Here is a 14,724-nt window from a genome sequence, read left to right on the forward strand (position 1 = left end):
GCTTGCGGCATAGTTCCTATTTGAAGCGATGCGTTAGCATAGCCGTTAAATCACGAGATAATGTATTTAAAATATGAATGACACGTGCATAATCCATCCGTGTGGGTCCCAGTATCCCGATTGATCCCAGAGCTTCTCCATCCAATGAATAGGATGCTGTAATCAAACTGCAGTTAGCGAAGGCTTCATGATCATTCTCGGTGCCAATACGCACCTGAATACCTGATCCACCCGGTACAGGCATCATTAATTTCATGAGTGTTGGTGTCTCATCCAGCAGGTCAAGAATATCTTTTACCTTTTCGACATCTTTAAATTCCGGTTGGGTTAACATATTCGTTGCACCACTGAGGAAAAGACGGTTATCATGTTCGTTGTCAAAAGCACTGTTCAGCACCTGCATAACTTCCTCGTAGCGTGAAATATGCCGTTCCATCTCTTGCCCCAGCTCGGTATAGAGGCGGGACTTCAGCTTGTAGATTGGCACTCCAACCAGTTTGGCGTTAAGCAAGTTGACCACTTTCTCCATCTCGGCTACCGAGATCTCCGGAGGAATTTGAACAGTCTTGTTCTCCACTTGACCGGTGTTGGTCACAATAATAGCCACGGCCGTATTTTCATTTAGCGGAAGCAGTTGAAAGTGGCGCAACGACGTGTGAAACACTTCGGGTCCAAGCAGAATTGAAGTATAATTGGTCATGTGCGACAAGATGACTGATGCATGCTGAATCACTTGCTCCATGACGTTTAGTTTTTCGGCAAAGAATGACTTTAGATCATCCAGCTCTTGCGGCTCCACCTGATTCCATGGAACCAAATGATCGACATAATATCGATAGCCTTTATGCGAAGGGATACGACCTGCCGAGGTATGCGGCTGTTCCAGAAAACCCATATCTTCAAGATCCGCCATTTCATTACGGATCGTAGCCGGACTGTATCCAACATCTCCCCTTTTGGAAATGCTTCGGGACCCTACGGGCTCAGCTGAACGGATATAGTCATCCACTATAGCGTTCAGAATCATACGTTGACGCTCTGTTAACATGGTGAGTATTCCCTCCTTCTGACTGTACTGTCCCATGTCGTTAGCACTCCGGTTAGATGAGTGCTAAGCGGTAATACAAAAATACCAAACTGACGTGAAGATTGTCAAGTCAGTTTGATGAGTGCGACCATCTATTTATAGTATAGACTATTCCTGGCCAGTCATAACAGTGTCAGTCACTTATTACGATAAAAGAAAAGGACCCTGCTCAGACGAAATTTACTTTCTTCCGAAGCATGTGGTCCTTCATTATTTATGCAGATACATTCAATTCCTTCAGTACCGCGATCTCATCACAGCAGTCCTGCTTGCTGCAATGAACACAGTCTGTCCACACTTTTTCCGGGAAGATTTCCTTGTTCACCACGGCAAAGCCATTTTTGAGGAAAAAGGAAACTTCGTATGTCAGCGCCATGACCTTGGGGATTTGCTGCTTCTCCGCTTCCTCCACCAAACGGTCCAGCAGCAAGGAACCAATACCCATGCCTTTGTGTCCTTCGGAGATGCCAAGCGATCTGACTTCCACCAGATCATTACCGAGACGGCACAGTGAGCCGCAGCCCACCACCTCACCGTTCACTTCGGCTACAACAAAGTGTTCCAGCTGCCGATGCAGTACTTCCCTTGATCGCGGAAGCATGATCCCACGTTCAGCATATCCCTTAATCATTTCAAACAATGGTTCAACATCTTCCGGCACGGCTTTTCTGCATATCGCCGACATCCCACTCTCCTCCTATACAAGCTTTCCAGAGGAAAGCTGACTTCGTAATTGTTATCCATAACACGCTCTGTAAAATCAATATGAATAAATATACAACAGAGTGTATGGAATTTCAAGCTACGAATTCAGCGATATCGACCCGATAAACTCGGCAAAAACGTCATTTCCGAACAGAATCCCCTGTTCACTGAGCCGGAAGCCGTCTGACGTCCGTTCAAGCAGTCCTGCATTCAGCATTTTGCCAAGCGGCTTAGCAAACACGTCTTCCATGGATTCTCCAAACTGTTCATTGAACCGCGAAGCAGATGCACCCTCCAGCATGCGAAGTCCAACCATCAGATAATCTTCCATGGCTTCCGCACGGCTGATCTCAAAATGATCCAGGCGAGGCAGTCCAGCGCGGGAAGCTTCGACATAAGGATTTATACCTTTAATATTCATATGACGCTCACGGCCCACGTATCCATGTGCACCGGCTCCAAGACCATAATAGTCCTCATTACGCCAGTACGTAATGTTGTGCCGACTCTCGAATCCAGGTTTGGCAAAGTTACTGATCTCGTATTGGCCATATCCCGCTTCTTTCATTCGCTTCATTAATAGAAGATACATCTGCAGCTCATCATCCTCATGAGGGAGCGGCAGTTGATTTTTTTGATACAACGTATGGAACAGCGTGTTCTCTTCCACTTTCAAACTGTATATGGAATAGTGAGGCAAATCGAGCTCAAGCGCCTTATCAATACTCTCATTCAGCATTTCCACGGTTTGATTTGGCAAGCCAAACATCAGGTCGATGGACAAGTTAGTCAATCCTGCCTTGCGGGCATTCTCTAGACTGCGGTATACGTCGTCCGTATTATGAATTCGTCCAATGCCTGTCAGCAGGTCATTTTGAAAAGCCTGTACGCCGAAGCTGACGCGGTTCACTCCGCCTTCTTTCATCACAGCTAGCTTCTCGGCATCTGTTGTCCCCGGATTGGCTTCCATTGAAAATTCAATATCGTCCGCCCAATTCGGGAAATATGTTTTAACCGACCGCAGGAACACGGCCATTTCGTCCGGCTTCAGAGCCGTTGGTGTGCCACCGCCAACAAAAATGGTTTTGATCTCTCCTGGCGGATTGGCTTTGACGGTATGTTCCATCTCCCGCTCCAATGCCTCAAGGTACTGCATAACTGGCTGGTCCTTCAGTACATAAGAGTTAAAATCACAATAGAAGCATTTATTTGTACAAAAGGGAATGTGAAGGTACACCGCTTGGGGTGCACCTGTTTTCCGGCTGTGTGCTGCCAATGTCATGGCAAGTCCCCCTCTATTTGAAAAAAGGAAAGCCATCCGGCTTCCCTTTCAGCTTGGTTTATTTAGTATTCTGCAATTTAATTTGAATACACACACTCTGTGTTGCACCTCAAATTAAATTGATTAACGCATTCTCTGATACGCAATGTATTGTTGTACCCAGAGATTGCGTTTGTTTAATTTAATTTGAATACACACATTCTGTGATGTACCTCAAATTAAATTGTTTAACGCATTCTCTGATACGCAACGCATTGATGTACCCAGAGATTGCGTTTTAGTCATCAATTTTCAGCACCGCCATGAACGCTTCCTGCGGTACCTCAACGTTACCGACCTGCTTCATCCGCTTCTTACCTTCCTTCTGCTTCTCCAGCAGTTTCCGTTTCCGCGAGATGTCACCACCGTAACACTTGGCGAGTACGTTTTTACGCATGGCTTTTACAGTTTCACGTGCAACGACCTTGGTACCTACGGATGCCTGAATCGGTACCTCGAACATTTGCCGTGGAATCAGCTCTCGGAGCTTCTCACAGATAATGCGGCCGCGGTTGTATGCACGATCACGGTGAACGATGAAGGAAAGGGCATCGACCTGTTCACCATTAAGCAGGATATCCATCTTCACCAGATTGGACTGACGATAACCGGACAGTTCGTAATCAAAGGATGCATATCCTTTTGTACTTGATTTCAACTGATCGAAGAAATCATATACAATTTCGGACAACGGAATCTCATACGTAATGGTAACCCGAGTTGTATCGAGATATTCCATATTCACGTATTCGCCGCGTTTGTTTTGACAAAGTTCCATAATGGTACCTACATAATCATTCGGTACGATAATGGAAGCTTTTACGTAAGGTTCCTCTACATAATCAATTCTTCCCACCTCAGGATAGTTGGATGGGTTGTCGATATGCAGGACTTCACCATTCGTCAATGTGACGTGATAGATTACGCTTGGCGCCGTCGTAATCAGCGGAATGTTGAACTCGCGCTCAATCCGCTCCTGAATAACATCCATATGAAGCAATCCCAGGAATCCGCAGCGGAATCCAAATCCGAGCGCACTTGAAGTCTCCGGTTCGAAGCTGAGGGACGCATCGTTCAACTGCAATTTTTCCAGCGCTTCGCGCAGATCCACATAATCGGAAGTTTCAATTGGGTAGAGACCGCAATAAACCATGGGATTGATTTTACGATAACCCGGCAAAGGTTCCGGTGTTGGATTTTTCGCATCGGTTACGGTATCCCCGACTTGGGTGTCACCTACATGACGGATACCTGCAACAACGAAACCAACATCGCCGACGTTCAGCTCGTCCACAATGGTCATGCGTGGTTTGAACGCACCCACTTCAATAACCTCGAACGATTTTCCTGTTGCCATCATTTTGATTTTGGAACCCGACTTAATTTTACCGTCAATGACACGGATATATACAATTACGCCTTTGTACGGGTCATAGTGCGAATCGAAAATCAGCGCTTTCAGCGGTTGGTCAGGATCACCCTGCGGTGCAGGCACGCTCTGTACCACCTGCTCCAGGATTTCTTTGATCCCGATGCCTGCTTTGGCCGAAGCCAATACTGCGTTGCTTGTGTCCAAGCCAATGACATCTTCCACTTCCTGCTTCACCCGATCCGGATCTGCACTTGGAAGGTCGATTTTGTTGATGACTGGCAAGATCTCAAGATCATTGTCCAATGCCAGGTACACGTTTGCCAGTGTCTGCGCTTCAATTCCCTGAGCCGCATCCACAACGAGAAGAGCGCCTTCACATGCAGCAAGGCTGCGAGATACTTCATATGTGAAGTCTACGTGTCCAGGCGTATCAATCAGATTGAGCAAATATTCTTCACCATCGTCGGCTTTGTAGTTCAGGGCAACTGCCTGCAGCTTGATCGTAATCCCACGTTCGCGTTCAAGCTCCATTTGGTCCAGTACCTGCTCCTGCATTTCCCGAGTGGTGAGCGCACCTGTGTACTCCAAGATCCGGTCCGCAAGCGTTGATTTGCCGTGATCTATATGTGCAATAATTGAAAAGTTACGAATTTTACGTTGTCTTGCCCGAATGTCAGTCATTCCTTACCCCCAGAAACAGCCTAGTGTCAATCACTTCATTATAACAGTTGATGCAGGGTGCATCAATCCCGCGTTGTCTCAACTTTATAATAATCAACCCGTTTTGTGAATCTCCAGGGATTTATTTTACCTATACCGAGCAGCTTTTTATTCAGCAACCCCGCTAAACAAGGAAACGACCCACTTAATACCATTATGAGACAAATTTTGGAGCAGTCCGGCGGTTTTATCTGCAAGCACATCCACAGGGGCTTTGTTCTGTTCTGCCCCAAGCACCTGACTCGGCGTTTGTACAGGAACAATCGGAGTCTCTATTTTTTCCTGTTGCACGGGAACAGCAGGCTCCGATTCGGCAGCGGGTTCTGGTTCTGTTTGGACTACGGCAGGCACCTCTGGAATGTTACCCACCTGAAAGTTACTTCCTGCCAGCTGCATCCCCAGCAGAACCCCTAATAACATGAGTACAATGACCGTTAGCATTTTTTTGCCGAATTTGGACACATGCTTCCCCTCCAATCAGGTTACATTTAGAAATAATCAACTACCCTGTGACTTGGTCCCCGTACTGGCTTTATCCACGCTCTGATCTTCCCAATATACTTCGGCAATCATGTCCGCAAGGACTTGTGAAGTCCGCTTGAGCTCAGCCCCGGTATTGTCGATCCCACCAATTTCAATCAGAATGCTGTTGGGCGAGAGGGTTTGATTGTACTCCCCATTATTGGCTCCGCCGCCATCCTTGCCCCAGACTCCTCTGGAGACACCAGGATACTTTGCTTCAAGTTTCTTGTGTATTTTTGCAGCGAAAGCTTCATTTTGTTGCCAGTTAGGATTCTCATGCCCGATGATGAAATATACTTTGGCGTATCCCTTGCCATCAATGGTTGTGGTTGTTTTGTTGTGACGCTGAGAATCCCGGTGTATATCAATGAGATAGGTTAAATCATCATTTTCGGCAAGGGCAGCCTTTACCGTCTGACGTGAATATTTATAGGAATAGTTCCAGTTGTAATCCTTCACTTTGGTCGGGTAATCGTCCTTTGCATGCTCCACTCCAACGCCAAGCTTTTGCAAGCTGTCGGAAAGGTACGATCCCACTTGAAAAACGTTACCTGTTGCTTTTCCGGAGGAAGGGTTATCACTCTTGGTGCCCAGCAGCGGATTGTATCCTTCACGCGGATGGGAATGATAGATCAGCACGGCTTTTTTACCCGTTGTTGCTCCACCTTCCTGACCACCGCTCTTCGGCGGCGGATCTTCTTTTACTTCTCCGCCCTCAGGCTCGTCCGTTCCGGAATTGCCCGGGTCATCCTGACCTGGTGGAATATGCAGTTCGCCACCTGTTTTGCCTCCTCCAGCAGATGCCGTATCCGTCAGCCCTGGTCCTGGTTGATAGTCTTCAGGTGCTTCGGCCTTCTCGTTTCCTGAACCTGGCCGGAGCAATACCGGTTGATTGCTGCCCATGCCTGGCATCTCTCTTGCAATCAGGCTTTTGGGGTCTTGTGGGTTAACATTCGTAAGAAGTTGAAATACAAATGTAGTTAAGTTTTCGCCGGAGAATGCGGAAGTTTGCTCCTTCTGGGTTAGGTGGGGCATCTCCATGCCGAGCATATCCACAAAAAATCGGCTGGATACAGCACTCGCGAAACCTTTCATGGAAGAAACCGGCGAGTTGTTCAACCTTTTCTCTGCCATGCCCCCCAGACCGAGTACAACAAAAAACAGAGCGGATATAATCATAAGCAGCAGCAACGTCCGGCCCATAGCCAGCACGTGCAGACATCTTTTTTTCCACTTTCCGATATTCCAGGCCAATATTTTGTTCATTCTTCTGTCTCCTTCCCTGCTGGACAACTCTTATACTTCAACTCTATGAGCCTGCAAGATTTGATAGAACAGAAAATAGAAGAAAGACAAAAAAAGAAAGTCCGATAGATTCGGACTTCCTGCCTGTGATGGATTACTGTTTAATGAGTATAGGCTGCAACGTTATCCGGATTCACCGCATCATGCAGGGCAGCATTCAGGCCTGTCGCAATAACGTTGGCAATTCCCTCGATGAATTCATCAATTTCCTTTGGAGTCACAATCAAATCGTGTCCGAGTGGCTCCAACACCTCTTTTACCAAACTCAAACGATCCTGCTCACCGATATCGTCCAGCATGCCCATAATCTGCTTCGTTTGATCCGTCTCTTGACGGAAGTGTGCACTCATCATTTCAATGACATTATTTACTATAGTAGAAGCGTAGCACACGGTTGGTACACCAATGGCAATACATGGAACACCCATAATCTCTTTGGTAAGTCCGCGCCGTTTGTTGCCGATACCTGAACCCGGATGAATCCCGATATCAGCCACTTGAATGGTGGTGTTGACGCGTTCAAGTGAACGAGAGGCCAGTGCATCAATGGCAATAATGGCATCCGGTTTGGTCCGATCCACAATCCCCTGTACAATGTCGCTCGACTCAATTCCTGTAGTACCAAGCACGCCAGGGGCAATGGCACTAACTTCACGATATCCTGGAGCCACCTGATCCGGTACCAATTCAAAGTATTGACGGGTTACCATCAAGTTCTCAACCACCAGTGGACCAAGCGAATCAGGAGTTACATGTAAATTACCGAGACCTACAATAAGCACTTTGGATGTTTTGTTAACCCCAGCCTTGGTCAGAAAATCCTCCATCTCCCGCGTGAACTCCGCTGCCACGCGTTCCTGAAGTTCGGTGTCCCCGTTACGTAGTGACGGAACTTCCAGTGTGACGTAATGACCTTTGACACGTCCGATGGTCTTTGCGGCAGCATCGTTCAGCACATCAATTCGTGTGATGGTAATGCCGTCTTTTTCTTCTACGTCTTCCCGCAGCCCGGGAATCGTTTGTTTCTTAGAACCCTGAGCCATCTCCTTTGAGTCGATTGCCAAGTCAGTGCGAACGGTATAGTTCTGTAAATCAAGCGTCATCTGTTCCTGCCTCCCTTACCGCATTTGAGCATATTGTGTGGGGAAAAGGGGTTCTTTATGCAATGCCGAGAACACTATAGGAATATTTGTTGCATTTTACATGCTAGCGTGCTAGAATATTTTAAGTTGTGAAACGTTTGTATTCATGCGAATGCCTTACAGGAGGTGAATGTAATGCCAAACATCAAATCCGCTGTTAAACGCGTAAAAACGAGCGACAAGCGCCGCGCACTCAACGCTTCCCAGAAATCCGCACTCCGTACAGCTGTTAAAGCTGCTGATGCTGCTCTGGTAAGCAACGAAGTTGATACTGCAAAAGCTGCGATTCAAGCTGCTTCCAAAAAGCTGGACAAGGCTGTAACTAAAGGTCTGGTTCATAAAAATGCTGCAGCACGCAAAAAGTCTCGCTTGGCGAAAAAACTGAACGCTCTTTCCGCACAAGCGTAAGAAGCGTTACTTATACGATCCAATGGAAAAATCCTGAACAGCACCGTGCTTTCAGGATTTTTTAGTATCTGGTCTAATAAGTATTCGAATAAAGAACCCGTATCCGGTGATCAATCTGACGATCGGATACGGGTTCTTTTATTGTGAATCAATTCAATCATACGATGCAGTCATTAAGCCCCAAGTTTAAGCAAGAACAACTCCAAACCAAGCACCTTATCAACTGCACCTGTCTTCATCTGGTAATCCAGCTCGCTCAGATGACTCAGAATGTTTCTGAGCCGTTCCGGCTGAAACTTGCGAGCCTGCTCTCCGGCAATTTTAACAGCATACGGATGCAAACCAAGCTGGCTGGCAATTTGCTGCTGCGAATAACTTTGCTGCCCAAGCTCTTTTACTTGTATCATGATTCGAAACTGACGAGCGATCAGGGCCGCAATTTTAATAGGCTCTTCACGCTGTTTCAGCAGTTCATAGAACAGTCCCAGCGCTTTCTCCAGACGCAAGTTGGCGAGTTCCTCCACCAAGGCAAATACATTCTGCTCCGTACTGCGCGCTACCAATGACTCAATGTCGGCACGGCGGATGATTCCTCCGTTACCCGCGTACAGACACAGCTTGTCTACTTCAGCAGACAGCGTCTGCAAACCGGTCCCTGCATAACTCACAAGTGAATCGGCAGCCCCTGCTTCAAAAGATACATCCCGCTGCTTCGCAAGCTTCACGATCCAATTCAGTAGTTCTTCTCCGCTCAGTGGAGCGAAAGCCAGAACAACTGCCTGTTTCTTGACTGCCTTCACCAGCTTCTTACGCTCATCCAGCTTATCTCCCTGTGCGAGGAAAACGATGGTACTATAATCAGCCGGATTATCCATATAGGTAAGCAGACGATCCACCTGGTGATCAATTTTGGACTCTTTACCTGCTGTAAACAAGCTTGCATCCCTTACAATAATTAATTTCCGAGGTACCAAAAAGGGAACCGTCTCCGCTTCCTCAATAACCACCTCTACAGGTGTTTCGGACAGATCATACGGAATAATCGCAAAATCCCGATGCTCTTCCTCAATAACCTGTTCTTTTAACATCTCCGTAAATTGCTGTATCTGGTATTTCTCCGTTCCGTACAGCACATATATCGGAGCCGTCTCCCCATTGCGTATCGCCCTTGTTGCACTTTTCACATCCATCACGGTGCCCCCTATCCCTACTATCCTACCAGAAAACTGGACAGACAACAAAGGGGCCTTCATCCTTAATAACGAATGAAGGCCCCCTGGTCCTACATCTATATAAACGAGGACACCAGCGATTCTAGAAATGGCTGGGCCCCGGTCATACGACGTCAGTTGTTACAACTGAGATAGGACGTTATTGATACGTTCAGTATATTCTTGCCAAGCTTGAAATGTTCTGCTGATTCGAGAGTGTAGGCTCACATTCTCCGAATTATTTGGTGGAAGTTCCAGCCGAGGCTGAAGGTACAGTAAATGTATTCTTTACCGTGGTTCCATCCTTGTCTGTCTCGTAGTTAAACGAGGTACTGTCGCTGGACCAGCTGGCTGTCTTCAATGTACCTTCCAGATTGCGCTGTTCCACCAGATTAAGAACGTCTGGATCCGCAGCTGATTTGGAATACACACTTAATTGGTTGTCGATCAGCATGACCACATAAGATCCATCCGGTGAACTCCATTCCTTCGACGTCATGGTAGAGGTTATCCCCTGATTCGGTGCACCAAATTCTTTGCTGCCATTCGGCGCCGCAGTTCCTGAATCAGTACCGGAAGATGGATTATCTTCAGTCGGTTCCTTCATTTCTACCTCAGGCGCGATTCCCTGTGTGTTATATGATTCTGAATCTCTACCGTCACTTGTTTCTGTTGATTCTTTTTCATTCTCATCTGCAGGGGGTACCGCAGCCATACTTGAATCCTGATCTTTGGGCTGCGTATCCTTTCCTTGATCCGGACTCTTCTGGCTGTTGGAAGCGTCAGGAGAGGTATTCCGAGTTTCAGTCCTGTTATCCGTTTCAGACGTCGGGCCTGACTGGTTTGGCATTTGGTTATCTGTCACCTTAGGTTCCTGTAGGTTATCTGATTCATTTTCATCAGGAACAATCTCTGGGTCCATCTTTTCTGCCATGGAGGACTTATTCTCAGCATCATCCACGAATGGACCGTTATTGCTATCAGGCGGTAGGGATTCGTCATTCTCCAGCTCCCGACTCAGCTCATTTTGTTCAACCGCACCAGTCTCCTGAGTGCTGCCCGAACTCATCATCATAGACTCGGCATTCTCCACCTTTTCAGGTTCGTAACCAAAGATCGCAACTCCTAGAACGACTGCCGCCGCAGCCGCACCCATGGACATCCGGCCGACCATGGAGTTCAGCCACTTCTGCTTCGGTTTGCGCTCACTTGAACGTTGTAAATTCTCGAATGCAGCAGGGACAGGAGTCATTTCCTGTATGGTACTGCTTTGTTCCCTCCGCGCTTCATCAATTGCATCCAATTGAGGCATAATGGCATCAACCAAACTGAATTTCGGGGTCACCTGTGGCAAATCTTCTAATTCTCTGGAAAGAGCTCTAAGTAAACTAAAATTCTCGGCGCACTCCGGGCACTGGGCCACGTGCTGTAGCATCTGCGCAGTTTCCGCGTCGCCCAGATCATGATCCAGATACCGGTGCATCCATTCCACCACCTCTTCGCATTTCATCCTGTCACACCACCTTTCTGATACTCCTGAAGTAGATTTTGCAATTGCTGTCTGGCTCTGAATAAATATGATTTGACTGTATTCAGCGGAAGATCAAGACAATCCGCAATTTCGTTATACGATAAATCCTGCAAATATCTGAGTACAATTACGGTTCGATGATGCTCTGGAAGCTTGTTGATCGCATCCTGAATATCTTTGGCAACATACGTGGACATGACTTCAAACTCCACATCCTGATTATCCTGAAATACCATCTCATGCTCGTCAATGGAGACCGAGGGCTTGGTTCTTCTGAATTTATCAATACAGATATTCGTTACGATGCGCTGCACCCATGTTTTGAATTGGGCCTTTTCTTCATAGGAATTAATTTTCGTATAGATTCGGATCAATGCTTCCTGAGCAGCGTCCAAAGCATCCTGTTCATTATTTAAGATGTAATATGCGGTTCGATATACATGCTGTTCTATGTCCCGCAATAGGGTAATTAGAGCGTCGCGATCGCCCGATTGAGCGGCTCTGATGAGTTCCGGCTCTACCACAAAGGATCCCCCTCTCCCTGCAACCTTACAGACGTGTTCATCAATAAAATTGTTGCAAAGTTAAGTATTTTTTTAGACAGAAAAGGTAAAACAATGGAACATTCACACTTGTTATCGCTTACTAAGCTCAGCATAATTCTAGAATACGGTACGAGATGTGAATATTACCACAACAAAATAACGGCTTATGTATGAAGGGCCGCTGAAACTTATCTTAGAATAACAGAAATTGCATACTGAGTCACCACGCCGCTTCAACCAGCCATTCCATTACTTACACGACTCAATTCAATTGCAATGGCATACATTATAGATAAACGCGTGAAAGTTTTCAAAAATAAAAAAGTCGAAATTTGTCCAAATTTAAGCTCTTTTTAATGCAATTTTCATGAAAATAGTGTATTGTAAATTTACATTCATAATACGAGGTGATGAGCGCATGCCAGCTCTTGCGAAAATTCAATTATTAAAAGAACAAATGCCGAAGGAATATCAAAGCATTTCCCATTTTGTAGAACATGCACTGCAATCCATTGATACTTTGGTTGAGGAACACCGGAAATACACCGCTGCACAGGCGTTATACGGCGATAAAATCGTCGGATCGGAAGAACGTCTGTACAGAGAAACTGTACTTGATGTCAGAGAGCAGCTTCTCCTCACATTGGAAAAAACAGTGGAAGACCTTTTGCACAAAGGTGACAAACATTGGAACAAACATTTTAAGGACGGCGTTGAATAATTATTTTTCATTAATAAATGGCCCGTTTCGGCTATACTCCAACTGGGAGACTAGCCGAAACGGGCTTTTTGCATTAATAAATACTAATCAGTTTTTCATTGATAAAACTCAAGGCACGCAATAAATTCGGTCCAGCATAGACCCATACTTCTATTTTCCCCTTTGAACCCATTTCTTGGGTGATGCTCGTGGGATCTCCCCAAGCTAATCCTGCTTGTGTCGTATTCATACCGAGAGCGACTTCACCAGCAATAATCTTCTTCCACGTGGACTGCGACCATTTGTATTTTTGGTAAGGGTCATACGGGAAGAATTGATCCGCATCCGACAGCATTTCTGTGACCTGGCTGGCAGTGCCCCCGGCATAAGCAATAACCGTTTTACCTTTCGCGTTACGAAATACTACAGAGTAGCTCTTATCACCGTAATCATACTTATCCATCTTGATATCCGTTATTGTTACTTTGCTGAAACGTTGCCCCAACTCGGTGGTATTATTAATCCAATATGATTTTCCGATCAATCGACTAAGACTTCCAAGTTCTTTTTTCTTGATAAGAGCGGGTGTATCCTTCGATTCAATAAGAATGGATGACTTACCGACCAGAACCTCGGCCTGCTTTAGCTCCCCATCCCATCGAACTTTAATCCCTGCAGTCTGGCTCAAGAGGCTTGCTGGAAATACCGTCTGTCCCCCAATAGTTTGCACTTTCCCTTTTAACTTGAGATCTTTATTGTTAAATTGTGCAGTTGCACTTCCCTTTTGCAGAGTGATCTGGTCATCTCCAAATTGAATCACAAAAGACGAGCCTTTCACATCGACTTTGGCACCTAACGTCTTAAACACCGACTGAACTGGCAAATAAATGGAACCATTTAGTAGCGCAGCTCCTATCAGCTTTTGCTGTACCCCAACATCCAACTGAACGCTTGAAGTCAGGTCTTCTATTGTGACTGTTACTTTGGTCGTTCCAATCCCTGTAACCTTAAGTTTGCCGTCACTCTGCATTTTAGCAACTTGAGGATGTTCCAATGTTATTTCCGCGGGCAGCGGCTGACGTTTGGTTTTAAAACCGTTGCTATATGTCTGCTGAACCGAAAGTTCAATTTCATCTCCAATACCAGCTTCCTTTGCTGATGCTGTTAATGTTACTTTAGTTAATGAAGGGACTTGAAGGGGTACCATTTTCCCTTCATTGTAGACAACCCAAGAGCCATCCTGTAATCGTGCATATAATTCATCCAGCTCATACGAATATATAAGCTGGTCGACATTCATTAGCCCCGGCAATTGTTCAGACTTATATTTAGCCGTACGATCGTAGCTCCATACCGTGCCATCTTTCTTCACCGTAAGCAGTTTATGTGTACTCCCTTGCCAGGTTAGGGATTGAACATCACTTGCGACCTGTACCTGCTCCTCTTCATACATCATGTTAACAATAACCACGGATCCGTCGCTCTTCAGAACAGCAGCATATGCACTATTGGTGGCAACAGCTTTTCCATCTGCTACATTCCCTACTTTGCGAACAATGTTACGATAGTCCGCATAATAGACGTCTCCCGACGAAGATAATGCCCCATATGAATAATTACGATCCACTGGATAAGGACCGACGTCGATAATGGATTCCAACCCTTTAATCTGCTTGCCATCGTCGTGGAGTGTTCCATCCCGTAGAAGTATCAAACCATTTCCATACACCTTTTCTACGCCATTGTATTGATTGATCTCAGGCTTCTGCGGGTTGTCCATATCCCAACGATAGACTTGCCCATCCGTAGTCCATCCATATAGGGAATGAGAATCACCACTGGAGATGCCAACCAGGTTTCGATTTTGCGTCCAGACTCCACTGGTCAAGCCCTTGGACCAAACTGTACCATTGTCGAGCAGATAGTGGTTACGATCCAGCACGGAAATGATTGAACTGCTTGTAGTGGATGCGGCTGCAGCAGGAGACTGACCGGGCAGCAAGCTGGAAAAGATAATTCCAATACACAACATCAATGTTATTCGGAGCCACTTGGCTCTGATATGCTGGTTTACTCCGTCGTTCTTACGTGTTGTTTCTTCGTATCCTATTGCTTCGTATCCCATTGCTTCTTATCCCCTTCTTATTATGTATCT

Annotated in this window: 13 protein-coding genes; 2 read left to right on the top strand and 11 right to left on the bottom strand. The window is 46.1% G+C overall.

What is annotated here, in order from left to right; translation table 11 throughout:
• Positions 1-16: 16 nt before the first annotated feature.
• The 7 genes from hrcA to gpr form a co-directional block, all read right to left on the bottom strand.
• Positions 17-1,048: a heat-inducible transcriptional repressor HrcA gene (gene hrcA, locus F4V51_RS20960; RefSeq protein ID WP_095289841.1), complete on the bottom strand. Its 1,032-nt coding sequence runs from the start codon at positions 1,046-1,048 to the stop codon at positions 17-19.
• Positions 1,049-1,301: 253 nt separating this feature from the next.
• Positions 1,302-1,772: an N-acetyltransferase gene (locus F4V51_RS20965; RefSeq protein WP_095289839.1), complete on the bottom strand. Its 471-nt coding sequence runs from the start codon at positions 1,770-1,772 to the stop codon at positions 1,302-1,304.
• A gap of 117 nt (positions 1,773-1,889) precedes the next feature.
• The gene (hemW, locus tag F4V51_RS20970) at positions 1,890-3,074 is read right to left on the bottom strand and encodes a radical SAM family heme chaperone HemW (protein ID WP_153979473.1); all 1,185 of its coding nucleotides are present in this window, start codon (positions 3,072-3,074) and stop codon (positions 1,890-1,892) included.
• Between the two features lie 277 nt (positions 3,075-3,351).
• Positions 3,352-5,166, bottom strand: coding sequence for a translation elongation factor 4 (lepA, locus tag F4V51_RS20975; protein WP_095289836.1), 1,815 nt, complete (start codon positions 5,164-5,166; stop codon positions 3,352-3,354).
• Positions 5,167-5,313: 147 nt separating this feature from the next.
• Positions 5,314-5,667: a hypothetical protein gene (locus F4V51_RS20980; RefSeq protein ID WP_153979474.1), complete on the bottom strand. Its 354-nt coding sequence runs from the start codon at positions 5,665-5,667 to the stop codon at positions 5,314-5,316.
• 36 nt (positions 5,668-5,703) lie between these two features.
• On the bottom strand, positions 5,704-6,993 hold the full coding sequence (locus F4V51_RS20985) for a stage II sporulation protein P (RefSeq protein ID WP_153979475.1): 1,290 nt from the start codon (positions 6,991-6,993) through the stop codon (positions 5,704-5,706).
• Positions 6,994-7,133: 140 nt separating this feature from the next.
• On the bottom strand, positions 7,134-8,135 hold the full coding sequence (gene gpr, locus F4V51_RS20990; protein WP_095289832.1) for a GPR endopeptidase: 1,002 nt from the start codon (positions 8,133-8,135) through the stop codon (positions 7,134-7,136).
• Between the two features lie 174 nt (positions 8,136-8,309).
• Here gpr and rpsT point away from each other — a divergent pair, with 174 nt between their 5' ends.
• The gene (gene rpsT, locus F4V51_RS20995) at positions 8,310-8,582 is read left to right on the top strand and encodes a 30S ribosomal protein S20 (RefSeq protein ID WP_024628504.1); all 273 of its coding nucleotides are present in this window, start codon (positions 8,310-8,312) and stop codon (positions 8,580-8,582) included.
• A 173-nt stretch (positions 8,583-8,755) separates the two neighbouring features.
• Here the strand turns inward: rpsT and holA are convergent, their stop codons facing one another.
• The 3 genes from holA to F4V51_RS21010 form a co-directional block, all read right to left on the bottom strand.
• On the bottom strand, positions 8,756-9,772 hold the full coding sequence (gene holA, locus F4V51_RS21000) for a DNA polymerase III subunit delta (RefSeq protein ID WP_153979476.1): 1,017 nt from the start codon (positions 9,770-9,772) through the stop codon (positions 8,756-8,758).
• Between the two features lie 259 nt (positions 9,773-10,031).
• A complete protein-coding gene (locus F4V51_RS21005; protein ID WP_153979477.1) occupies positions 10,032-11,303 on the bottom strand; it encodes an anti-sigma factor in 1,272 nt (423 codons plus the stop codon).
• Positions 11,300-11,848: an RNA polymerase sigma factor gene (locus tag F4V51_RS21010; protein WP_095289827.1), complete on the bottom strand. Its 549-nt coding sequence runs from the start codon at positions 11,846-11,848 to the stop codon at positions 11,300-11,302. Before F4V51_RS21010 ends, F4V51_RS21005 begins: the two co-directional genes overlap by 4 nt.
• Before the next feature lie 439 nt (positions 11,849-12,287).
• Here F4V51_RS21010 and F4V51_RS21015 point away from each other — a divergent pair, with 439 nt between their 5' ends.
• A complete protein-coding gene (locus tag F4V51_RS21015; RefSeq protein ID WP_153979478.1) occupies positions 12,288-12,590 on the top strand; it encodes a hypothetical protein in 303 nt (100 codons plus the stop codon).
• A 73-nt stretch (positions 12,591-12,663) separates the two neighbouring features.
• Here F4V51_RS21015 and F4V51_RS21020 read toward each other — a convergent pair whose 3' ends face one another.
• Positions 12,664-14,694, bottom strand: a complete 2,031-nt coding sequence (locus tag F4V51_RS21020) for a copper amine oxidase N-terminal domain-containing protein (protein WP_153979479.1) — start codon at positions 14,692-14,694, stop codon at positions 12,664-12,666.
• Positions 14,695-14,724 lie beyond the last annotated feature (30 nt).

It is taken from the genome of Paenibacillus xylanilyticus, from assembly GCF_009664365.1.
In the GTDB taxonomy this organism is placed as follows: Bacteria; Bacillota; Bacilli; order Paenibacillales; family Paenibacillaceae; genus Paenibacillus; species Paenibacillus xylanilyticus_A.

Coding starts and splice junctions, on each gene's coding strand:
- hrcA (WP_095289841.1), bottom strand. CDS start 1,048: ATGTTAACAGAGCGTCAACGTATGATTCTGAACGCTATAGTGGATGAC.
- F4V51_RS20965 (WP_095289839.1), bottom strand. CDS start 1,772: ATGTCGGCGATATGCAGAAAAGCCGTGCCGGAAGATGTTGAACCATTG.
- hemW (WP_153979473.1), bottom strand. CDS start 3,074: ATGACATTGGCAGCACACAGCCGGAAAACAGGTGCACCCCAAGCGGTG.
- lepA (WP_095289836.1), bottom strand. CDS start 5,166: ATGACTGACATTCGGGCAAGACAACGTAAAATTCGTAACTTTTCAATT.
- F4V51_RS20985 (WP_153979475.1), bottom strand. CDS start 6,993: ATGAACAAAATATTGGCCTGGAATATCGGAAAGTGGAAAAAAAGATGT.
- gpr (WP_095289832.1), bottom strand. CDS start 8,135: ATGACGCTTGATTTACAGAACTATACCGTTCGCACTGACTTGGCAATC.
- rpsT (WP_024628504.1), top strand. CDS start 8,310: ATGCCAAACATCAAATCCGCTGTTAAACGCGTAAAAACGAGCGACAAG.
- holA (WP_153979476.1), bottom strand. CDS start 9,772: ATGGATGTGAAAAGTGCAACAAGGGCGATACGCAATGGGGAGACGGCT.
- F4V51_RS21005 (WP_153979477.1), bottom strand. CDS start 11,303: ATGAAATGCGAAGAGGTGGTGGAATGGATGCACCGGTATCTGGATCAT.
- F4V51_RS21015 (WP_153979478.1), top strand. CDS start 12,288: ATGCCAGCTCTTGCGAAAATTCAATTATTAAAAGAACAAATGCCGAAG.
- F4V51_RS21020 (WP_153979479.1), bottom strand. CDS start 14,694: ATGGGATACGAAGCAATAGGATACGAAGAAACAACACGTAAGAACGAC.